The sequence below is a fragment of the Nonomuraea sp. NPDC049400 genome (assembly GCF_044466425.1).
Lineage (GTDB): Bacteria > Actinomycetota > Actinomycetes > Streptosporangiales > Streptosporangiaceae > Nonomuraea.
In genome coordinates, this window is record NZ_JBITMP010000005.1 from 273938 (window position 1) to 294910 (window position 20973).

20 protein-coding genes are annotated in these 20973 nt (G+C 71.6%); 10 read left to right on the forward strand and 10 right to left on the reverse strand.

Features of this window, described 5'->3' with window-relative positions:
- Positions 1 to 66 precede the first annotated feature (66 nt).
- Positions 67 to 759: a DUF4097 family beta strand repeat-containing protein gene (locus tag ACIBVN_RS09385; RefSeq protein WP_397134397.1), complete on the reverse strand. Its 693-nt coding sequence runs from the start codon at positions 757 to 759 to the stop codon at positions 67 to 69.
- A 153-nt stretch (positions 760 to 912) separates the two neighbouring features.
- Between ACIBVN_RS09385 and aceB the strand changes: the two genes are divergently transcribed.
- From aceB to ACIBVN_RS09420, 7 genes are all read left to right on the forward strand, one after another.
- Complete coding sequence (aceB, locus tag ACIBVN_RS09390) at positions 913 to 2490, forward strand: malate synthase A (protein WP_397134399.1); 1578 nt, start codon at positions 913 to 915, stop codon at positions 2488 to 2490.
- A gap of 24 nt (positions 2491 to 2514) precedes the next feature.
- On the forward strand, positions 2515 to 3951 hold the full coding sequence (locus ACIBVN_RS09395; protein WP_397134627.1) for an FAD-linked oxidase C-terminal domain-containing protein: 1437 nt from the start codon (positions 2515 to 2517) through the stop codon (positions 3949 to 3951).
- Complete coding sequence (locus ACIBVN_RS09400; protein WP_397134401.1) at positions 3951 to 5138, forward strand: FAD-binding oxidoreductase; 1188 nt, start codon at positions 3951 to 3953, stop codon at positions 5136 to 5138. Before ACIBVN_RS09395 ends, ACIBVN_RS09400 begins: the two co-directional genes overlap by 1 nt.
- Positions 5139 to 5214: 76 nt before the next feature.
- Positions 5215 to 6423, forward strand: coding sequence for a (Fe-S)-binding protein (locus tag ACIBVN_RS09405; RefSeq protein WP_397134404.1), 1209 nt, complete (start codon positions 5215 to 5217; stop codon positions 6421 to 6423).
- A complete protein-coding gene (locus ACIBVN_RS09410; protein WP_397134406.1) occupies positions 6420 to 7169 on the forward strand; it encodes an IclR family transcriptional regulator in 750 nt (249 codons plus the stop codon). The genes ACIBVN_RS09405 and ACIBVN_RS09410 overlap by 4 nt, the downstream gene beginning before the upstream one ends.
- Positions 7170 to 7242: 73 nt before the next feature.
- A complete protein-coding gene (locus ACIBVN_RS09415) occupies positions 7243 to 7455 on the forward strand; it encodes a DUF2277 domain-containing protein (RefSeq protein ID WP_349457077.1) in 213 nt (70 codons plus the stop codon).
- 57 nt (positions 7456 to 7512) lie between these two features.
- Positions 7513 to 9426 (forward strand): hypothetical protein, encoded by a 1914-nt coding sequence (locus tag ACIBVN_RS09420; protein WP_397134408.1) that lies wholly within the window; start codon positions 7513 to 7515, stop codon positions 9424 to 9426.
- Here ACIBVN_RS09420 and ACIBVN_RS09425 read toward each other — a convergent pair whose 3' ends face one another.
- Positions 9427 to 10431 carry a helix-turn-helix domain-containing protein gene (locus tag ACIBVN_RS09425; RefSeq protein ID WP_397134410.1) on the reverse strand — a complete coding sequence of 335 codons (1005 nt, stop codon included), beginning with the start codon at positions 10429 to 10431 and terminating at the stop codon, positions 9427 to 9429.
- 159 nt (positions 10432 to 10590) lie between these two features.
- Between ACIBVN_RS09425 and ACIBVN_RS09430 the strand changes: the two genes are divergently transcribed.
- Positions 10591 to 11271 (forward strand): HNH endonuclease family protein, encoded by a 681-nt coding sequence (locus ACIBVN_RS09430; protein WP_397134412.1) that lies wholly within the window; start codon positions 10591 to 10593, stop codon positions 11269 to 11271.
- 31 nt (positions 11272 to 11302) lie between these two features.
- Entirely contained in the window at positions 11303 to 12088 is a 786-nt protein-coding gene (locus ACIBVN_RS09435; protein WP_397134414.1) for an endonuclease/exonuclease/phosphatase family protein, read from the forward strand.
- 98 nt (positions 12089 to 12186) lie between these two features.
- On the opposite strand, the gene ACIBVN_RS09440 is transcribed toward ACIBVN_RS09435, so the two are convergent.
- Genes ACIBVN_RS09440 through ACIBVN_RS09450 form a run of 3 tightly spaced genes read right to left on the reverse strand, consistent with a single transcriptional unit; the run spans position 12187 to position 14505 of the window.
- Entirely contained in the window at positions 12187 to 12528 is a 342-nt protein-coding gene (locus ACIBVN_RS09440) for a PepSY domain-containing protein (protein WP_397134416.1), read from the reverse strand.
- Positions 12529 to 12563: 35 nt separating this feature from the next.
- The gene (locus ACIBVN_RS09445) at positions 12564 to 13802 is read right to left on the reverse strand and encodes an ATP-binding protein (RefSeq protein WP_397134418.1); all 1239 of its coding nucleotides are present in this window, start codon (positions 13800 to 13802) and stop codon (positions 12564 to 12566) included.
- A gap of 25 nt (positions 13803 to 13827) precedes the next feature.
- Positions 13828 to 14505 carry a response regulator transcription factor gene (locus tag ACIBVN_RS09450; protein ID WP_397134420.1) on the reverse strand — a complete coding sequence of 226 codons (678 nt, stop codon included), beginning with the start codon at positions 14503 to 14505 and terminating at the stop codon, positions 13828 to 13830.
- Between the two features lie 93 nt (positions 14506 to 14598).
- On the opposite strand from ACIBVN_RS09450, the gene ACIBVN_RS09455 reads away from it, so the two are divergent.
- Complete coding sequence (locus ACIBVN_RS09455) at positions 14599 to 15030, forward strand: hypothetical protein (RefSeq protein WP_397134422.1); 432 nt, start codon at positions 14599 to 14601, stop codon at positions 15028 to 15030.
- Positions 15031 to 15039: 9 nt separating this feature from the next.
- Here the strand turns inward: ACIBVN_RS09455 and ACIBVN_RS09460 are convergent, their stop codons facing one another.
- The 5 genes from ACIBVN_RS09460 to miaA form a co-directional block, all read right to left on the reverse strand.
- Entirely contained in the window at positions 15040 to 15822 is a 783-nt protein-coding gene (locus ACIBVN_RS09460; protein WP_397134424.1) for an SDR family NAD(P)-dependent oxidoreductase, read from the reverse strand.
- 305 nt (positions 15823 to 16127) lie between these two features.
- A complete protein-coding gene (locus ACIBVN_RS09465) occupies positions 16128 to 18404 on the reverse strand; it encodes a tetratricopeptide repeat protein (RefSeq protein WP_397134426.1) in 2277 nt (758 codons plus the stop codon).
- Between the two features lie 19 nt (positions 18405 to 18423).
- A complete protein-coding gene (locus ACIBVN_RS09470; RefSeq protein WP_397134428.1) occupies positions 18424 to 19179 on the reverse strand; it encodes a hypothetical protein in 756 nt (251 codons plus the stop codon).
- A 49-nt stretch (positions 19180 to 19228) separates the two neighbouring features.
- Entirely contained in the window at positions 19229 to 20041 is an 813-nt protein-coding gene (dapF, locus tag ACIBVN_RS09475) for a diaminopimelate epimerase (protein WP_397134430.1), read from the reverse strand.
- A 9-nt stretch (positions 20042 to 20050) separates the two neighbouring features.
- On the reverse strand, positions 20051 to 20956 hold the full coding sequence (gene miaA / locus ACIBVN_RS09480) for a tRNA (adenosine(37)-N6)-dimethylallyltransferase MiaA (protein WP_397134432.1): 906 nt from the start codon (positions 20954 to 20956) through the stop codon (positions 20051 to 20053).
- Between the last annotated feature and the right edge of the window lie 17 nt (positions 20957 to 20973).

Below are 20973 nucleotides of genomic sequence, written 5' to 3' on the forward strand. Positions count from 1 at the left end.
GGAACGTCTGGACACCTCGGTGTCTTCCCACGATGGTGGCACGAGATCCGTGCCGCAATCATCCGGTTATCCAGCTGACATGGTGACGTCGCCGGAGCCCGAGGTCAGCGAGACCTTGTGCGGCGAGGAGCCGTCGTCCTTGACCGAGACCTTCGCGTCTCCTGATCCCATCTCGGTGTTCACGTCATAGGTCCCGTCGGGCACGGTGAGCACGATGTCCCCGGAGCCGGACTTCAGCTCTGCGCTGTCGGGCGCGGAGGCGTACTTGAGCTCGATCCGCCCCGACCCCGCCTCGGCGACCACCTGCTTGCCCGCCAGCCCCGTGGCGTCCAGGTCGCCGGAGCCGAGGTGCGCGTCGAGCCGCCCGGTCAGGCTCCTGAGCGTGATGTTGCCCGAGCCCGCGTCCAGGTCGACGGCCAGCCCCTTGGGGATCTCGATCTTGTAATCGACGCTGCAGCTGCCCCAGTCCGACGGGCAGTCGTACGTGAGGTGCAGCGCCTCCCCTTCGACCTTGTGCTCGGTCTTCGGCTTGTCGTCGCTGCGCCAGTTCAGGGTCTCCGTGACGCGGACGGCGTTCCCGTCGGTCTCGGTGACCACCGTGTCCCCCGATCCGCTCTTCACCTGCAGCTTGGTCACCTTGTCCGTCACCTGGTAGGTCGTGGTGTCCTGGTTGTCGGGTCCCGCGATGCTCGCGAGCCCGCATCCGGTCAGCAGCAGTGCGGAGGCCAGCAGCCCGCCCGCGATCGCGATGGTCTTCATGCCGTAAATCCTGTCCGGGTACGCCCCGGCAGACATCGGGGATGCCCCCCACGACTCCCCGAGGGAACCCCAACCTTTGACCGGGGAGCACCGGCGGAGTACCTTCACTTCCACAATCCAGAACTCATTTTCCACGAAGCGGAAAGAGGTCCCATGGAGATCACCGGCCCGATGCTCGACCGGTTCGACGAGATCCTCACGCCGGAGGCGCTCCATTTCGTGGCGGCTCTCCAGCGGGAGTTCGGCGCCAGGCGGCTGGAGCTGCTGGAGGCGCGCCAGGCGAGGCAGGCGGAGCTGTCGGCGGGCGGCATGCTCGACTTCCTGCCGGAGACCAAGGAGATCAGGGAGGCCGACTGGCAGGTCGCGCCCCCGGCGCCCGGCCTGGAGGATCGCCGGGTGGAGATCACCGGTCCGGTCGACAAGAAGATGACCATCAACGCGCTCAACTCCGGCGCCAAGGTCTGGCTCGCCGACTTCGAGGACGCCAACTCGCCGCTCTGGGAAAACTGCGTGACCGGCCACCTCAACCTGCGCGACGCGCTCGACCGCGCGATCGACTTCGAGACCGGCGGCAAGACGTACGCGCTCAGGCCCGACGACGAGCTGGCCACGATCGTGGTGCGCCCGCGCGGCTGGCACCTGGACGAGAAGCACGCGCAGGTGGACGGACGGCCGGTCGCGGGATCGCTGTTCGACTTCGGGCTCTACTTCTTCCACTGCGCCAAGCGGCAGATCGACAAGGGCAAGGGCCCGTACTTCTACCTGCCCAAGATCGAGTCCCACCTGGAGGCGCGGCTCTGGAACGACGTGTTCACCAGGGCACAGGAGCTCCTCGGCATCCCGCACGGCACGATCAGGGCGACCGTGCTCATCGAGACCTACCCGGCGGCGTTCGAGATGGAGGAGATCCTGTACGAGCTCCGCGACCACTCGGCGGGCCTCAACGCGGGCCGCTGGGACTACCTGTTCAGCGTGATCAAGAAGTTCCGCACCAGGGGCCGCGAGTTCCTGCTGCCCGAGCGGAACGCGGTCACGATGACCGCCCCGTTCATGCGCGCGTACACCGAGCTGCTGGTGCGCACGTGTCACAAGCGCGGCGCGCACGCCATCGGCGGCATGGCGGCGTTCATCCCCTCGCGGCGCGACCCCGAGGTGAACGCGGTGGCGCTGGAGAAGGTGCGGGCGGACAAGACGCGCGAGTCGGGCGACGGGTTCGACGGGTCATGGGTGGCCCACCCCGACCTGGTGCCGGTGTGCCGTGAGGTGTTCGACGGCGTGCTGGGGTCGCGCCCCAACCAGCTCGACCGGCTGCGCGAGGACGTCAACGTGACCGCCGCCGCGCTGCTGGCCGTCTCCGAGACGCCGGGCGAGATCACCGAGGCCGGGCTGCGCAACAACGTGGACGTGGCGCTGCGCTATCTGGCCGCGTGGATGGGCGGTCTGGGCGCGGTGGCGATCCACAACCTCATGGAGGACGCCGCCACGGCCGAGATCTCGCGCTCGCAGATCTGGCAGTGGATCCACAACGACATCACGCTCGCCGACACGGGCGCGCAGGTGACGAAGGAGCTGGTCGAGCAGATCATCTCGGAGGAGCTGGCCAAGCTCGCCGAGGAGCCCGGCTACGACGAGAAGCTGTACGGCCAGGCGACGGCCCTGTTCAAGGAAGTGGCGCTGGACGACGACTTTGCCGAATTCCTGACACTTCCGGCCTATGCTCAAATGCCGTAGAACAGAGGTTAGGGGGGATCGGTGCTGGAAACGCTGACGGCCGCCCTGCGCTCGCTGCTGCCCCACGACTCGGTGATCACCGATCCGGTACGCCTGCGCACGTACGAGTGCGACGGCCTCACCTACCACCGGGCGACGCCCGGCGTGGTCGTGCTGCCCGACACCGCCGAGCAGGTCGCCCGGGTCGTACGGCTCTGCAATGACTTCGGCGTGCCCTTCGTGGCCAGGGGCTCGGGCACCGGTCTGTCGGGGGGCGCGCTCCCCCGCGAGGACGGCGTGCTCATCGTCACCTCCAAGATGCGCAGGATTCTGGAGATCGACCTGGCGAACCGCAGGGCGGTCGTCGAGCCCGGCGTCACGAACCTGGCCATCACCGAGGCCGTGCGCGAGCGCGGCTACTACTACGCGCCCGACCCCTCCAGCCAGCAGGTCTGCTCGATCGGCGGCAACGTCGCGGAGAACTCCGGCGGCGCCCACTGCCTCAAGTACGGCTTCACGGTCAACCACGTCGAGGCCTGCGAGATCGTCACGCCCGACGGCGACCTGGTCACGCTCGACCGCATGGACCCCGGCTACGACCTGCTGGGCGCGTTCGTCGGCTCGGAGGGCACGCTGGGCATCGCCACCAAGATCACGGTACGCCTGAGCCGCGCGCCCGAGGCCGTCACCACGGTGCTGGCCGCGTTCGAGAGCATCGAGCAGGGCGGGCAGGCGGTCTCCGCGATCATCGGAGCCGGCATCGTGCCCGCCGCCATCGAGATGATGGACGCGCTCGCCATCGAGGCGGCAGAGGCAGCCGTGGCCTGCCGCTACCCGGAGGGCGCGGGCGCCGTGCTGATCGTGGAGCTGGACGGGCCGCGCGCCGAGGTGGAGCGGCAGTTCGCGCAGCTCACGGAGATCTGCTCGGGCGCGTTCGAGCTGCGGGTGGCCGCCGACCCGGCCGAGCGGGCGGCGATCTGGAAGGGCCGCAAGTCGGCGTTCGCCGCCGTCGGGCGCATCAGCCCGGCCTACATCGTGCAGGACGGGGTCGTGCCGCGCACGTCGCTGCCCGGCGTGCTGGCCGCCATCGACCGGCTCTCCCAGGAGCACGGCATCAGAGTGGCCAACGTCTTCCACGCCGGAGACGGCAACCTGCACCCGCTCGTGCTGTTCGACGACGCGGAGCCGGGGGCCGGCGAGCGGGCCGAGGTGGTCTCCGGCGCGATCCTCGACCTGTGCATCGAGAACGGCGGCTCGATCACGGGCGAGCACGGGGTCGGGGTGGACAAGTCGCGTTACATGCCGAAGATGTTCAGCGCGGACGACCTGGACACCATGCAGCTCGTCCGGTGCGCGTTCGACCCCCAGGGCCTGTCGAACCCGGGCAAGGTGTTCCCCACCCCGCGCCTGTGCGGCGAGGTTCCGGGAGTGCGCAAGGGCGTGCATCCGCTGGTGGAGTCGGGGAAGGCGGAGCAGTTTTGATGCCGATCGACAGTGGGGTGGCCGTCAGGCAGGCGGACGCGGACGACGCCGTCAACGGCGTGCTGCCCCGCTGGGTCGCGCTGCCCGAGACCGTCGAGGAGGTCTCGGCCGTGCTGCGCGCCTGCGCCGAGCAGGACCTCGCGGTCGTGCCCGCGGGCGGCGGCACGAAGCTGCACTGGGGGCCGCCGCCCGTGCGGTGCGACGTCCTGCTCGACATGTGTTGCATGAACGCCGTACTCGAGCACGCCGCGGGCGACCTCGTGGTGCGCACGCAGGCCGGGCTGACCATGGACGCCCTGACCGCCGCGCTCGCGGACAAGGGCCAGGAGCTCGCGCTCGACCCGCCGTTCACAGAGCACACGACGGTCGGCGGCACGCTCGCCACCGCGACGGCGGGCCCGCGCGCCTTCCGCTACGGCACCGCCCGCGACCTGCTCATCGGCATCACGGTCGTGCTGCCCGACGGGACGATCGCGAAGTCCGGCGGCAAAGTGGTCAAGAACGTCGCGGGCTACGACCTCGGCAAGCTCTTCACCGGCTCGCAGGGCACGCTCGGCGTGATCGCGGAGGCCACGTTCCGGCTGCACCCGCTGCCCGCGGACCGCCGCTGGCTCGTCGCGAGCGGCGGACAGTCTTCTGGGCCCTCCAATGACGTGCTGCTGCGCCTGGCCGCCTCCCAGGCGGAGCCGTCCGCCGTGGAGATCGACTGCCCTGACGGCAAGAACACGACGGTCGCGGTGCTGGTGGAGGGCTCGGCGGCCGAGGCGCGGGCGCTGGCGCTGCGCGAGGTGCTCGGAGACGGCACGGTCACGGCCGAGGCGCCGGAGTGGTGGGGGCTGATACTCAGGGACGACCTGCTTCTCGAGGCGCGCTTCCCGCCCGCGCACACGGTGGAGGCGCTGGCCGCCGCCGCGGACGCCCGGTTCTCCTTCCGCGGGTCCGCCGCCTCGGGGCGGGCGTACCTGGAGAGCTGGGGCGACATCCCGGAGGAGGAGCTGGCGGCCGTCGTCGCCCGGCTGCGGGCGCGGATCGAGGCGCTGGGCGGGCGCGTGAGCGTGCTGGCCGCGCCGTACGAGGGCGTCGACAGGTGGGGGCAGGTGAGCGCACTGCCGTTGATGCGGCGGGTCAAGGAACGCTTCGATCCCGGGCGCAGGATGTCTCCCGGCCGGTTCCTGGGAGGGATTTGATGTGGAGCGGCGAGCCGGGCCGGAGAGAGCGAGGGCGTCCAGCCCTATGCCAACGGAGGACCGAGGGAGCGCGACCATGGGCGCAGACCCCGAGCTGATCAACGACTGCGTGCACTGCGGGTTCTGCCTGCCGACGTGCCCGACGTACGTGTTGTGGGGCGAGGAGATGGACTCGCCGCGCGGGCGGATCCACCTGATGAAGCAGCACGTCGAGGGCACCCCGATCACGCCGGAGATGGCCGGGCACTTCGACGCCTGCCTGGGGTGCATGGCGTGCGTCACGGCCTGCCCTTCCGGGGTCCAGTACGACCGCCTGATCGAACAGACCAGGGCCGAGGTGGAGCGGCGGCACGTCCGCGATCCGCAGGAGCGGGCCGTACGCGGCATCGTGTTCAGCCTGTTCCCCTACCCGCGCAGGCTCCGGCTGCTGCGCCCGGCGATGTGGCTGGCCGAGCGCATGGCGCCCGTCCTCACCAGGGCGAACCCCAGCCTCGGCGCCATGGCCGCGCTCGCGCCGCGCGTGGAGCGCCGGCAGCGCATGCCGCGCGTCGTGAGAGCGAGGGGCGAGCGCAGGGCCGTGGTGGGCATGCTCACCGGCTGCGTGCAGGGCGAGTTCTTCCCGCAGGTGAACGCGGCCACCGCGCGGGTGCTCTCGCTGGAGGGCTGCGACGTGGTCATCCCCCGCGGCCAGGGCTGCTGCGGCGCGCTCAGCGTGCATTCGGGCCGCGACGACCAGGCCAGACGGCTGGCGCGCAGGACGGTGCGGACGTTCGAGAAGGCCGGGGTGGACACCGTCGTGGTGAACGCGGCCGGCTGCGGCTCGTCGATGAAGGAGTACGCCGAACTGCTCGGGCGCGAGCCCGGGTTCAGGGTGGTCGATCTGTCGGAGTACCTCGCCGAGCTGGGGCCCGTGGCCAAACGGCACCCGCTGCCGCTCACCGTCGCCTACCACGACGCCTGCCACCTGGCCCACGCCCAAGGGGTGCGCGCCCAGCCGCGCGAGCTGCTGAGCGGCATCCCCGGCCTGGAGATCCGCGAGATCCCCGAGTCGGCCATCTGCTGCGGCTCCGCGGGCACGTACAACATCTTCCAGCCGGAGGCCGCCCGCGACCTCGGCGACAGGAAGGCCGCGGCGGTGGCCACGACCGGCGCCGAGCTGCTGGTCTCGGCCAACCCCGGCTGCACCATGCAGATCGCCTCGGCCATGCGGCGCGCCGGCGCGCGGATCAGGGTGGCCCACACGGCCGAGGTGCTCGACGCCTCGCTGCGCGGGGTCGCCCTATGAGTGTGCAGTCAGTGGAGCGGGCGCTCGACGTGCTGGAGGCGCTGGCCGAGCACGGGGGCGAGGCGGGGCTGTCGGAGATCGCCGCCAGGACCGGGCTGCCGTACGGGACCATCCACCGGCTGCTGCGCACCCTGCTCGCCCGCGGCTACGTGCGGCAGGAATCCGACAAGAGGTACGCCCTGGGCGGCGGCCTCGTGCGCCTGGGCGGCATCGCCGAGGGCATGGTCGGCGTGTGGGCGCAGCCGTACCTGACGAAGATGGTCGAGCTGTCGGGCGAGACCGCGAACCTGGCCGTGCTCGAAGGCGACTTCGTCGTCTACGTGGCGCAGGTGCTCTCACCGCGCAGGCTGCGCATGTTCGCCGAAGTAGGCAGGCGGGTGCTGCCGCACAGCACCGCCGTGGGCAAGGTGCTGCTGGCCGGACGGCCCGCCGCCGAGGCGGTCGCCGTCTTCGAGCGCACCGGCATGCCGCGCCGCACCCCGAACACGATCACCGACATGGCCGCCATGCTGGCCGAGCTCGATCGCGTCAGAGCGCGGGGTCACGCCATGGACCTGGGCGAGGAGGAGCTCGGCGTGCACTGCCTGGCCGTGCCCGTGTGGGACGGCGACCGGGTGGTGGCCGCGATGTCGGTCTCCGGGCCCGCCGAGCGCATCGACGCGCTCGACCGCGACGACCTGGCCGAGGGCATGCGCAAGATCGCCGTCGGCTTCGGCAACGAGCTCAGCCCAGCGGCCGGGCCCTGACGTCGGCGCGCGCTGAAGAACCATGAAGTATTCACGGGAGATAAGCCGGCGGATCGGCTATTACCGTTAGGGCATGTGTAGAAGCATCAAGACGCTCCGGCCCCCGTACACCGAGAGCGTGACCGAGGAGGACGTGCGGGCGGCGGCGCTGCAGTACGTCAGGAAGATCTCCGGCTTCCGCGCGCCCGCCGCGCACAACGCGGAGGCGTTCGACCGGGCCGTCGAGACGATCACGAAGGCGTCGGAGGAGCTGCTCGGGGCGCTCCAAGTTCGCGGATCGCGTTGACAGCCGCCCGCTGTCGGAGAAATGTTCCCTCGTGTAGGCCCAAGCGAGGGAGCTCCCATGATCAGCGGGCTTTACCAGGGACAGGACGGCGACTCGCAGCTGGCGCTCCGCGTCGACGTCGACGGGGCCAGGCCCACCGGGCGGGTGAGCGGTGACCTGTTCACCGTGGCGGGCGCGACGACCTCCTACGTCGGCTCGTTCGTGGTCAACGCCCCCACCGTGCACGCCGCGGGTGACGAAGCACGGGTCCAGGGCCGCGGGGTCTTCACGTTCGAGACCCCGGTGAAGGACGTGAGCGTCACGATCGCGGACGGGTCGGGGACGGCCGCGGTCGCGGGGCGCACGTACCAGGTGGCCTTCGCCTCGCCGTACTTCCGCAGCGTGCTGCTCGAGCAGGACTCCGTCATCGGGACCGTGCCGTTCGCGTCGTACCACACCGGCACGCTGCCCGGGCCGAGCGGCTCGCCGGCCAGGGAGCTGAGCGTGAGCGCCGCGTACGCGGAGGCGGGCATCGAGCTGACCCTCGCGCAGCCGGGCGTCATCCCGGTCGACGGGTCCGGCGCGGACCTGGCGTGGGACGACGCCGAGCTGCATCACGCGATGACCCAGCAGTTCAGCGCGTTCGGCGACGCGCCGGCCTGGCGGATGTGGCTGCTGGTGGCGAGCAAGCACGTGGGCGGCTTCCGGGGGATCATGTTCGACTACAACGACGCGCACCAGCGGCAGGGAGCCGCGGTGTTCTACGACGCGATCAAGGGGACGACGCCGCAGACTCGACGGGCGCAGTTACGTACGTACGTGCACGAGCTCGGGCACGCCTTCAACCTGCTGCACTCCTGGCAGAAGAACCTCGGCACCCCGCCCCAGCCCTTGGGCCCACAAGGCGGCTTCGGCGATCTGTCGTGGATGAACTACGTCCAGAACTACCTCCCCGGCGGGGAACAGGGCTACTGGGCGGCCTTCCCCTTCCAGTTCACGGACGCGGAGCTGGTCCACCTGCGGCACGGCTTCTACCGCGACGTCGCCATGGGCGCGAACGCGTTCGGCACCGGTGCCGCCGAGATCGCGCCGTTCGAGCAGCCGGTCGAGGACCGTTCAGGGCTGCGGCTGGAGCTGCGTGCCAAGGAGTCGTTCGAGCTGGGCGAGCCCGTGGTGGTCGAGCTCAAGCTCTCCTGCGCCGGCGAGCCCCGCACGACGCACGGCCACCTGCACCCCGACACCGAGTTCACGCAGGTGTCGATCACGCAGCCGGGCGGCAGGACCGTGCTGTACCGGCCGATGATGCGGCACTGCGTGGACTCCTCGCCGGAGATCCGGCTGGACGCGGGCAATCCGGCCATGTACCGGAGCGCGTACATCGGCCACGGCCGCGACGGCCACTACTTCCAGCAGCCCGGCGAGTACCACGTCCGGGCCCAGTACATCGCCGCCGACGGCTCGCGCATCGTCTCCCCCGCGTGCCTGGTCAGGGTGCGCTTCCCGGTCAGCCGCGACGACCACCAGGTGGCCGAGCTGATGCTGGGCGAGGAGCAGGGCCGGCTGTTCTCGCTGCTCGGCTCCGACTCGCCCAGGTTGCGCTCGGGGAACCTGGCGCTGGACGAGGTCATCGACCGGTACGGCACCCACCCGCTGGCCGTCTACGCCCGCATGGTCAAGGGGCTGAACGCGGAGCGCGAGTTCAAGGCGCTGACGGCGGGCAAGCGGCTGCGCGTCCGGCCGCCGGACCCCAAGCAGGGCATCGAGCACCTCACCCGGGTCGCCAGGGACGCGAGCATCGACAACATCACCCTGAACATGGTGATGCGCCGCCTGGCCAGGGCCGAGGCGCGGCAGGGCGACCGCCGGCGGGCGAACGCGGTGATGGACCAGATGGTCGCCACGTTCCAGGCCAAGGGGGTGAACCCCATCATCATGGGGCAGATCCGGCACCAGGCAGAGCTGACGAAGGAGGCACTCGCCGCCGAAGCATGATCACTCCAGCAGGTGCTGCTGGGCGGCGAGGAAGCCCGCGTGGAAGCGGGTCCTGGCGCCCAGGCGTTCGGACAGCACCTGCACGCGCCGCTGCACCGTGCGCGGCGAGAGCCCCAGCTGCCGGGCGATGGCGTCGTCCTTCATGCCGGCCGCCAGCAGCGCCAGCACCTCCGCGTCGGGGGGCTGCGGCCACATCTCGTGCTCCAGCGTGTCCTCGGCGGTCAGGCGGAGCGGCACGGCGGTGCGCCACAGCGTCTCGAACAGCCCGACCAGGGCGTCGAGCAGCGCGGACGGGTGCACCACCAGCGCGCTCTCCACGGCCCTGTCCTCGTCGGACACCAGGGGCAGGATGGCGGTGCGGGCATCGGCGATGGCCAGCTTGACCGGCACCTGCCCGAGCCTGGCCTGCTCGCCGTCGGCGATGGCGCGGCGCGTGTGGGCCAGCATGCCCGGGTGCTCGAACGCCTGAGGGCCGTAGATCCCGCGGGTGGGCGCCCCCTGGCGGGCCGCGCGCCGGCGATTCTCCCGGTCGTCGCTGACGTCCACGGCGTACGGCGGATGCACCAGGACCAGCATCTCCCGCGTGGCGTTGCGTTCCATCTGGAGATAGCGGCGGGCCACGGCGTCGCGCCCGCTCACCACCTCGAGCACCTCCTCCGGGTGCGGCCCGTTGCGCTCGGCGACCTCGGTGGCCAGCAGCGCGGCGGCGGCCCGGCTGTGCGTGATCTCCTCCTGGCGGCGCGCGACGAGGATGTCGATGGCGATGTTCGGGGGCGTGGCGATCAGCCGCAGCGGGCGGCCCGCCACCCGGGAGATCAGGCCGAGATCCTCCAGTCTGGGCAGCATGCGGCGGATGGCGGCGGCCGACGAGCCGGTCTCGGCGGCGAGCTCGCTCAGCGTGGCCGGGCCGTGCCGGAGGAGCGCGCGGTAGGCGGTCTCCTCGGTGACGGTGACGCCGAGTCCCTCCAGTAAGCGCCGCTGCGCCATCTCGCCTCTCTTTGACATGCCATGATCCGCGTTCAGAGTACTCATGCTTGTTCGAGGATGCGTGGGGCTTTCAGGACCTCGGTGATCCTCGAGCGGCGCGGCCGCGACACGTACTAAGCCTGTTTATGGGCACTTGACCTAGACTTTACGAAAACTCGGACAAGTCTGGGGGATGGCGTGGGACGACGGGTTCGGGTGCTCATGGCCGGTGCGGCCACGGTTGCGGTGCTGGCGGGCTGCGGCGGTCTGGAGGCGCGGTCCACGGGCGGTTCCGGCAAGACCTCCAAGCCGGACTCGGCCTCGGTCTCGGACGCCCGCAAGAAGCTGGCCAGGCTGTCGGTGAAGGGGCGCGCGCCGAAGACCGGGTTCGACCGCGACAAGTTCGGCCCCGCCTGGTCGGACGTGGACCACAACGGGTGCGACACCCGTAACGACATACTCAAGCGCGACCTGGTGGACGAGAAGTTCAAGGCCGGCACGCACGACTGCATCGTGCTGAGCGGCACGCTGCACGACCCGTACAGCGGCAAGACGATCAACTTCAGGCGCGGCCAGGACACCAGCGCGGACGTGCAGATCGACCACCTGATACCGCTGTCGGACGCCTGGCAGAAGGGCGCGCAGCAGTGGTCGGCGGACAAGCGCAAGCAGTTCGCCAACGACCCGCTGAACCTCCTGGCCGTGGACGGCCCGCTGAACGGCCAGAAGAGCGACTCCGACGCGGCCACCTGGCTGCCGCCGCGCAAGGCGTACCGGTGCGCCTACATCGCCCGCCAGATCGAGGTGAAGGCGAAGTACGCGGTCTGGGTGACGTCGGCGGAGAAGGACGCCATGGAGACCATCCTCGCGGACTGTTGATCCCGGTCAGGTGATCAGTGAAGATCCGGCCATGCGAGTATCAAGCCGGATCAGTGTGCTGCTGGCCATGATGGCCACGCTCGCCGCCACCGCCGTGCCCGCCACGGCCAAGGCGACGACCAACCTCGTGGTCCTCGACTGGAACATCGCTGGGGACACCGCCGACGTGAAGGCCGTCGCCGCAGTCATCCGCGGCAGCGGCGCGAACATCGTCACGGTGCAGGAGATCCACCGCAAGCCCTCCGCCGACCAGGTCAGGCAGCTGGCCGACGAGCTCGGCTGGGACATCACCGCCAACGCCCACTTCGGCGCGGGCGACAATCCAGGTCCCTGCGACGACCCGCAGCCCGGCGCGGCGGGCAACGCGATCCTGTCCTCGTTCAGGATCCTCGAACGTGTGACGATCCCGCTCACCGACTTCGCGACCTGTCCCGTCAACCGCTCCATGGCCGGCGTCAAGCTCGACCTCGGCGGCGGCTCGACGATCACCGTCTTCACCACCCACCTGTCCCCCGGCCTGTCGGCCACCTCGGTGGCCCGCCGCGAGGCCCAGGCGGACAAGGTACGCGACTACTTCGGCTCCCGATCGGGGCTGATCCTCACCGGCGACTTCAACGCCCTGCCCACGGACGCGCTGTCGAAGGAGTTCGTGAGCGCGGGCTGGGTGGACACCGGCGCCAGGTACGCCAACAAGCCGACACTCGGCGACGCCCGCATCGACTACATCTACACGAGGGGCGTCACCACGACGAGCGGCGCCGTCCTGTCGAGCACCCTGTCCGACCATCGGCCCGTGGTCATGAAGATGACCCGCTGACGCGCCGGGCGCGGCGACCTGGGTGCCTCTGCCGCCCGAACACGGCGACGGCCCACCGCTGCGTGCGGTGGGCCGGTCGGCGCGGGGATCAGCGGGGATCAGTCGTCGTCGTGGCCGTGGTCGTCCTGGCCGCCGTGGTCGTCCTGGCCCGTCTCGTGCTTGGTGACCTTGCCGGTGGCCGCGTCCACGTCCACCTCGTGCCGCTGCGAGCCCTTCGTCAACTGGATCTCCCACACGTCGGGCCGCGTGCCCCTGCGGTCGTGGTCGACCTCGCTGACCCAGGCCCCGGGCACCGCCTCGTGCGCGATCTTGATGGCCTGTTCCGCCGTGACCTTCGGAGCGCCGGCCGTGACGGCGGTGGCGGCGAAGGCTGCGCCCCCGCCCGCGACCAGCGTGACGATCCCGGCACCTGCGACGATGAACTTCTTCGTGATCTGCATGACTCCACCAAATCGCGATGCCCGGTAACCGCGCGCTAAGCGGCGGTTAAGACCACCTCCACACGCGTGCCGCCCCCCGCCGGCGTGGAGACGGTCAGCCCGCCGCCCGAGGACTCGGCGGTACGCCGGGCGATGTCCAGCCCGAGGCCGGTCGAGCCGCCCCCGCTGTTGCCCCGCTCCAGCAGCGCGGGGTCGAAGCCGGGTCCCGAATCCTCGACGGCCAGCACGGCTCCCGACGGATGGGGCGCGAGCCGTACCGACATGGACACCCCTTCCGGGGTGTGCGCGAAGACGTTGCCGAGGAGGGCGTCCACGCAGGCCGCGAGCTCCTCGGCGCCCACCGCGACCGGCAGCGGCCCGTCCGGCAGCGCGACCGACATCTCGCGGCGCTGGTCCTCGGCCAGCACCGACCAGAACCGCGCCCGTTCCCGCACGACCGTCGCCGCGTCGCACGAGTCCCGTCCGGCCGAGCGGCGCCGCGCCTCCGTGATGACGGCACTCACCGCGCGCTCCAGGGCGTCCACACGGGCCTGTACGCGCGCCGCCTCCTCCGGGTCCCGCAAGGACTCCGCGTCCAGCCTGAGGCCCGTCAGAGGGGTGCGCAGGCGGTGTGACAGGTCGGCCACCGACTCACGCTCCGCCGCCAGCAGCTCGTCGATCCGCCCCGCCAGATGGTTCAGCGCCAGCGCCACGGAACGCACCTCGGGCGGCCCGCCCGGCTCCGCCCGAGCCGTGAGATCGCCCCCGGCCAGCCGGTGCGAGACCCGCGCGAGCCCGTCCACCGGCCTGGTCACGGCCAGCGCCAGCCGGTCCGCCAGGACGATACCCAGCACCACCAGGGCGAGCCCGAGCACGAGCAGGGCCAGCCACGCCTCGCGCACCCCCTTCGTCAGCTCCGCGTCCGGCACGAACACCCTGATCACGGCCGTGCCGCCGGGTGACTGCGTGGAGGCGAGCACCTCCCTGCCGCCGGAGGTCGCGGCGGTGACGCTGCGCCCGGTGGCGGCCAGGCGTACCGCGTCGGTGCGGGGCGCCTGCGCGCCCACCGCGCGCCCGTCCGGCAGGAACACCGTCACCGGGCGCGACACCTGCTCCACGGCCAGCGCCAGGTCGGGCGTGCCCACCGCGAGCGCCACGGACTCGGCGGCGGCGGTGGCCCTGCCCATCGCGCTGTTCTCGGCCACGGCCCGGATGAGCAGCGCCATCGGCACCAGCAACGCGATCAGGATCAGGGACGTCGTCGCCGCCACCAGCAGCGCCAGCCACCGCCTCACGACCGCACCCCCGCATGCGCGTGCCTCATGACGGTTCGACCAGCTTGACGCCGACGCCGCGGACCGTGTGCAGGTAGCGGGGCTCCGCGGCCGTCTCACCGAGCTTCCTGCGCAGCCACGACAGGTGCACGTCCACGGTCTTGTCCGCGCCCCCGTACGGCAGCTGCCACACCTCCGTCAGCAGCTCCCGCTTGGTCACCACCTCACCGGGCCGCGCGGCGAGATAGTGCAGCACGTCGAACTCGCGCGGCGTCAGATCCAGCGCGGCCCCGTCGAGCGTGGCCGTACGCGCCCGCGGGTCCACCCGCAGCGCCCCGACGGCCAGCGGCTCGGGGACCGAGCCTCCGGCCCGCCGCAGCACGGCCCGGACGCGCGCGTCGAGCTGCGCCGCGCTGTACGGCTTGACCACGTAGTCGTCCGCCCCCGCGTCCAGCACCGGCACCATCTCGGCGTCCCCGTCGCGGGCGGTCGCCACGATGACCGGCACCCGGCTGACCGCCCGCAACATCCGCAGCAGCTCCACCCCGTCGAGGTCCGGCAGCCCCAGATCGAGCACGATCAGGTCAGGACGGTCCTGTACGGCCAGCCGCAGCCCCTCCAGCGCCGTCGGCGACGAGGACACGGCGTGCCCCAGGTCCCGCAGGCCCCGGCTGAGCGCCGTACGGATCGCCACGTCGTCCTCGATGAGCAGGATGTCGGCCATATACAAGAACGTAAACGCTCGATGAGCATGCCTTGGGCAGCCTTAGCGTCGCCTTAACCTGGCCTTAGCCGTACATGGGGGAAGGTGAGGGCGATGAAGAGACTCGTGCTGGCCTGGGCCGCCACCGCCGTCGCCGCCACCGGCGCGGCCGTGGGGGTGCTCGCCCTGCTCGGCACCGGCCTCACCGGTGACTCCGGCCACGTGCTCAGCCAGGCGGAGGTCCGCGCGGCCCTGAGCACCGCGACCCAGCGCGCCACCGGCCCGGCCACCGCCCTCACCCCGGGCACCGCCACGCCGTCGCCGGGCAAGCTGATCCGCAGTCCGGGTGGCACGGTGATCGCCTCCTGCGCGGGCGACCTGGTCACGCTGCGTTCGTGGAGCCCGGCCCAGAACCACTCGGTGGACACGGTCGAGCCGGGTCCGGCGCGCGAGGCCAAGGTGGAGTTCGAGCCGGACGAGGGCGAGGAGGTCGAGCTCAAGATCACCTGCTCGTCCGGCCGGCCGGTGACCCGCACGGGCTCCTAGCCGTGGCGGCTAGGTGAGCAGCACCCCGCCGTCCACCGGCAGCGTCACCCCGGTGATGTACGAGGCCGCGTCGCCTGCCAGGAAGACCGCCGCGGCCACCAGCTCGGCGGGGTCGCCGGGCCGCTTCATCACCACCCTCGACTCCACCATGCTTTCCACGTAGCCCGGTTTGTACTGCTCGGTCATCTCCGAGAGGAAGAACCCCGGCTCCAGGCAGTTGACCCTGATGCCGCGCCGCCCGGTCCACTGCTGCGCGAGGTCCCGCGTGAGCCCGATGACCGCCGCCTTGGACGCGCTGTAGGCGGCCTGCGGCAGCCCGGCCGTGGTCTCGCCGAGGATGCTGCCGATGTTGACGATGGACGAGCCGGGGCGCATGACCCGCGCGCATGCCTGGGCCATCCAGTACGTGCCGAGCAGGTTGACGTCAATGACCTGCCGGAACTCCTCGGGCGTCTCGCGCAGCGCGGGCACGGCGGTGCCGATGCCGGCGTTGTTGATCAGCACGTCGACCGCGCCCATGGCCTCGACCGCGGCGGCCATCAGCGCGTCGCAGTCTTCTGGCCGCGAAACGTCGGTCTGCACGGCCAGGCACCGGCGGCCGGTCTCCTCGACCAGCCGCCGCGTCTCCTCGAGCCGGTCGGCGCGCCGGGCGCCGATCACGACATCGGCACCCGCCTCGGCCAGACCGCGGGCGAACGCGACGCCCAGCCCCGCGGACGCGCCGGTGACGATGGCCACCTTGCCGTCGAGGGCGAACCGCTCCAGCACGTCACATCCCGCCTTCGAGCTCACTCACGAGCACCGTCCGCGCCGCAGGCGTCCCATGCATCGGGCCGGGCGCCGCACACGGGCGCCGCACCCCACCGCACCACGTCCCGCCACCGCGGCGCTCCATGGACGCAGCCGCACGGACACGCACACCGCACGCCACGTCCACGGCCGCGTGACACGTCCCATGCCAGGGCGGGCATCGCGTACAGGCGACGCATCCACCCACGGGACGCGGCGCGGCAACGGCCGCGTGACACGTCCCGTGCCAGGACGGGCATCGCGCGCAGGCGACGCACCCCGGACACGGGACGCGGCGCGGCCATCGGTCAGAGGCCGTATTCCTTGACGATCCGCTCGTGCCGCTCCACCTCGACGTCGATCTCGCGGGCCAGGTCGAGCCAGGCCAGCGGGTGCACCCACCGCTCGGTGGCGTCGTCGAGCAGCGCGTCGACCTCGGCCGGCGACACGTCCGGCGGCACCGCGACCCAGCCGAAGACGCCGGGCAGGGACTCGCCGGACGTCGGGTGGGTGACGGTGTAGTTTTCGTCGCTGTAGACCCACATCGGCCAGCCGCGCTCGGCCATGACCTCGGTGAACTCCGCCCAGTCCTCCTCGCTCGGCGCGGCGCCGTCGAAGAAGTAGCTGGTGTAGCCGCCGGGCCTCAGGATGCGCACCGCGGCGAACGGCGGCACGAAGTTCTGCTGCTCCTGGGGGTCGTCGGGGACCGGCTCCAGCAGCTGCGGGTCGAAGACCACCAGGTCGCCGGCGTTGTAGTCCATGCCGCGCGGCTGCGGCAGGGCCAGCCTGGCGGTGGCGGGACCGGTGCGGATCGACAGCACCTGGCGCTGGCCGCCGTCCGGCGCGGGGAGGATGACCCTGATGAGGCCCATCTCCTCCTCGATCGGGCCCTCCTGGGACTTGATCGGCATGCCGATCTTGGCGGCGCCCTTGCGTACGGTGTCCCAGTCCTCCGCCGAGGTGGCCATGACGATCAGGCGCCAGACGTCCTCGTCGGCGAGCTCGTCGATCACCTCCAGCAGCACCTGGGCGGCCCTGGCGTTCTCGTCGAGCTGCTGAGCCGCGCCGGACAGCAGGCGGCGGGCGTCGAGCCCGGCACCGGCGGCGACGGCGTGCTCGGCCGCGTCGAGCGTCTCCTGCCAGCGCTCGCGCGCGCTGTGCAGCCTGGCCAGCGCGAGGTATTGGGCGGCGTGCGGCAGCATCGCGGCCATCTGCTCGAGCCGCTCGTCCTGGCGGGCCTCGACGAGCAGCGTGGTGAGGTAGGCCACGTCGTCGGAGTCGGCGGTGGTGATGGCGCCGGTGTCGACCAGCAGCTTCCAGTAGATGTCGGCGCCGGTGGCGGGGTAGCCGAGGAAGCCGAGGGTGGTCGTGTGGCGGCGGGTGGCCTCCAGGTGCTCGCCGGACAGCGGGGCGAGCCAGCCCACCCACCTCTCCGGGTCGGCGTTGAAGCCGTCGGCGGCGTCGAAGAGCCCGACCAGCTCGCTCAGCGGTCCCGGGGCCTCGGGCTCGGCAGCGGCGTCGGCGGCGGCCCGCAGCGCGGCCACCCGCTCGGCGATGCCCTCGCTCCGGCGCAGCTCGGCGGCGCCGGACTCGGCCAGGTCGGCGAGGAGCATGGCCTGCCACACGCCCTGCCTGGCGACGGCCAGGTCGCCGGCGACCAGCGCGAGCTCGACGCGGGCGCGGTAGCCGCCCATCATGCCGAAGTAGTCCATCCACTGGCGCAGCACGCGGCCGAGCTGCCAGGTGTTGGCGATCTGCGCGGAGCCGGCCAGCTTGGCGACCGCCTGCGACCACTCGACGAACACGCGCGGGTGCTCACCCACCACGTCGAGGTCGGGCAGCGCGTCCACGGCCTCGGCGGTGCGGCCGAGCGTGGCGAGGATCAGGGCCCGCCGCACGCCGTCGCGGTGCTCCTTGGCCACCGGGTCGTCCGCCTTGAACTCGGCCGCGGCCTGCAGCGCGTTGAGTGCGTCCTCCGTGCGGCCCGCCGCGAACAGCGCTCTGGCGCTCTCGGCGCCGAGCTCCCAGCTCGCCTCGCGGCCCGCGACCCGCAGCCGCTCGACGGCGGACTCGGCGTAGGTCACGGCCTCGTCCGGCGTGCCCGCGTCGATGAGCGCGGCGACGTATTGCGTGACGAGCCCCGTGAAGGCGGGCTTCTCCGGGCTCAGGCCCTCGATCCACGTCCCCAGCGTCTCGAGGCGGTCGCTCGCGTAGCCGGGACCGTCGGTGTTGGCCCACGTGACGGCCAGCGCCTCGACGGCCGCAGGGACGGCCGGGCACTCGCGAACGTCTTCGCGCTGGGCGAACGCCAGCAACTGCTGCGCGTCGTCCACGGCGACCGCGCCCTGCGCCCGGTCGCCGATGCGGCCGATCAGGTGCCAGTAGCGGGCGTAGAACTCGAGCCAGGGCAGCTCAAGGGCCTCCGCCTGCTGCGCGATGGCCGGCGCCATGACGTCGAGCTGCGGATATCTGCCCTCGTAGGCCTGTGCGGGAAGGTCTCCCAGCGCCATGGCAAGGCCAACGTTGCCCGCCTCAGAAAGCTGCTGCTGGGTGTCGCCCACCCAGGCCCAGATGTCCACGTCCATGGGCAGCCAGTCTGCCAGGTCAACGACCGTGCCCAAAACGCAGAAGCCCGATCAGCTCGTCCGATTCGTTGTCGTCGAGGACCGAGAACACCGGCGCCATCAGGTCGTCTGTCGTCTCCTCCACCGCCGCGCGCCGCGCTACGACGTCCGGGCCGGGCGTGGCGTACGGCTCCGGCCATTGGAAGAACTTTGCGATCATCTCCCCCGCGGCCTGTCCGAACGGGGTCGCGTCGTGGCTGGTCGCGAGCGTGGCCGCCAGCGGGTGCAGTCCCGCCGCGACCACCGCGTTGGCGTGCAGGCCGCCCCGCAGCTCGCGTACGACATGCATGAGCTGCGTGGCCCGGGCGGGCGGATCGTCGGCCAGCGGCACGGCCCGCCACCCGGCGAACAGCGGTGCGCCGACGGGCGACGCCTGCTCGACGACCGGCTGGAGCAGCTCGGCGATCCTGGCGCAGCCGTCGTAGCCGCCGAGCTTGCGCCGGCCCCAGGCCCTGCACACCTCGGCGTACAGCTCGACGGCCCGCTCGGCGGCGAGTTTGCGCCCGCCGTTCCAGCTCTCCTCGACGTGCTGGGGCGGGAAGAAGACGGCGACCGAGGTGACGACGTCGGCGTCGCACTCGCCGAGCACGCCGCAGCGGCCTCTGAAGTAGAACTCGCGGGGGCCGAGGCCGTACTCCTCGCAGACGGCCTTGGCCTCCCTGGAGATCATCCATCCGCCGCCGAGCTGGCCGATCGGCGCCTTGACCTGTGCCGCCGTGGTGCGCGGGTCCGCCATGGTCCACCCCTCAGTTCGCGAAGTGGACTCAGCATCTCTCAGGAGAACATCATTCTGCAAGCATCAGTTCGCCGCTGGCCACGATGACCGCGGGGCCGGAAAGGTAGCTCGTGTCCTCTTCGAGGATGACGGTCACCGTGCCGCCGGGCACCTCGATCGTCCAGGTGCCGGTGGTGTCGCCCGACAGGGCGGCGGCGGCGACGGCCGTGGCCACCGTGCCGGTGCCGCAGGAGCGCGTCTCGCCGCAGCCGCGCTCGTAGACGCGCATGACCGCGCGGCTGGTGCCGACGGGGTTGAACAGCTCTATGTTGACGCCGCTGGGGAAGACGCCGGGGTCGAAGCCGGGCTGGTGGGTGAGGTCGAGCTGGACGACGGGGTCGCCGATGGCGCAGGCGAGGTGGGGGTTGCCCATGCTGATGTGCAACCCGGTGTACTCGTGGCCGCCGACCGTCGCCGCGCTCTCGCCCAGCACGACGGGCTTGCCCATGTCGACGGTGATGTCGCCGTTCGGCTCGGCGCGCACCTTGCGTACGCCGCCCCTGGTGGCCACCGCGAACTCGGTGGAGTGCTCCAGCCCCGCGTCGATCAGGTAGCGGGCGAACACGCGCATGCCGTTGCCGCACATCTCGGCCACGCTGCCGTCGGCGTTGCGGTAGTCCATGAACCACTCGGCCACGGCGGCATGCTCGCTCACCTCATGGCTCTCCTTGGTGCGCGTCACCACGAGCACGCCGTCAGCCCCTATGCCGGCTCTCCTGTCGCAGATCTTGGCGACGAGCGAGGCTGTCACGACTGCCTCTCCGCCGGGATCGGGAAGGATGACGAAATCGTTCTCGGTGCCGTGCCCCTTGAAAAACCGCATCTTTTAAGTTTATGCGAAAGGGTGTGCGGAGATTTGGTCGAGGGACCGCTCAAGCAGGTCCGGAGCGTCGTACGGCAGCCAGCGCACCCTGGGATCGCGGCGGAACCACGACTCCTGGCGGCGGGCGAAGCGCCTGGTGGCCCTGACGGTCTCCTCGACCGCCTGCTCCTCGCTCCACTCCCCCTCAAGAAAGCGGATGACCTGGGCGTACCCGAGGGCGCGGCTGGCCGTGCGGCCCAGCGCCAGGCCCTGCCCGAGCAGGCTCCGCACCTCGTCGACCAGGCCCGCCTGCCACATGCGCTCAACCCTGACCGCGATCCGCTCGTCCAGCTCCGGTCTGGGCACGTCGAGGCCGATCTGCACGCTCGGGTAGACGGCGTCGTAGCCGGGCATGGTGGCCGAGAACGGGCGGCCCGTGTGCTCGATCACCTCCAGAGCGCGGACGATGCGGCGGCCGTTGCTCGGCAGGATGGCCGCCGCGGCAGCCGGGTCCTGCTCGCACAGGCGCTCGTAGAGCGGAGCGGGGCCGCGCTCGGCCAGCTCGCCCTCCAGCCTGGCCCTGATCTCGGGGTCGGTGCCGGGGAACTCCAGCTCGTCGATGGCCGCGCGTACGTACAGGCCGCTGCCGCCGACCAGCACGGGCACCTCGACGGTGTCGATGACCGCCCTGGCCAGCTTCTGGTACTCGGCCACGCTGGCCGTGACCGTGACGTCCCAGACGTCGAGCAGGTGGTGCGTGACCCCGCGCCGCTCGGCCATGGTGAGCTTGGCCGTGCCGATGTCCATGCCCCGGTAGAGCTGCATGGAGTCGGCGTTGACGCACTCGCCGCCCAGCCGCAGCGCGATGTCCACGGCGAGATCGGACTTCCCGGCCGCGGTGGGACCCACGACGGCGATGACTGGCTTCTGGCTCACACCGACAAGTCTGCTAG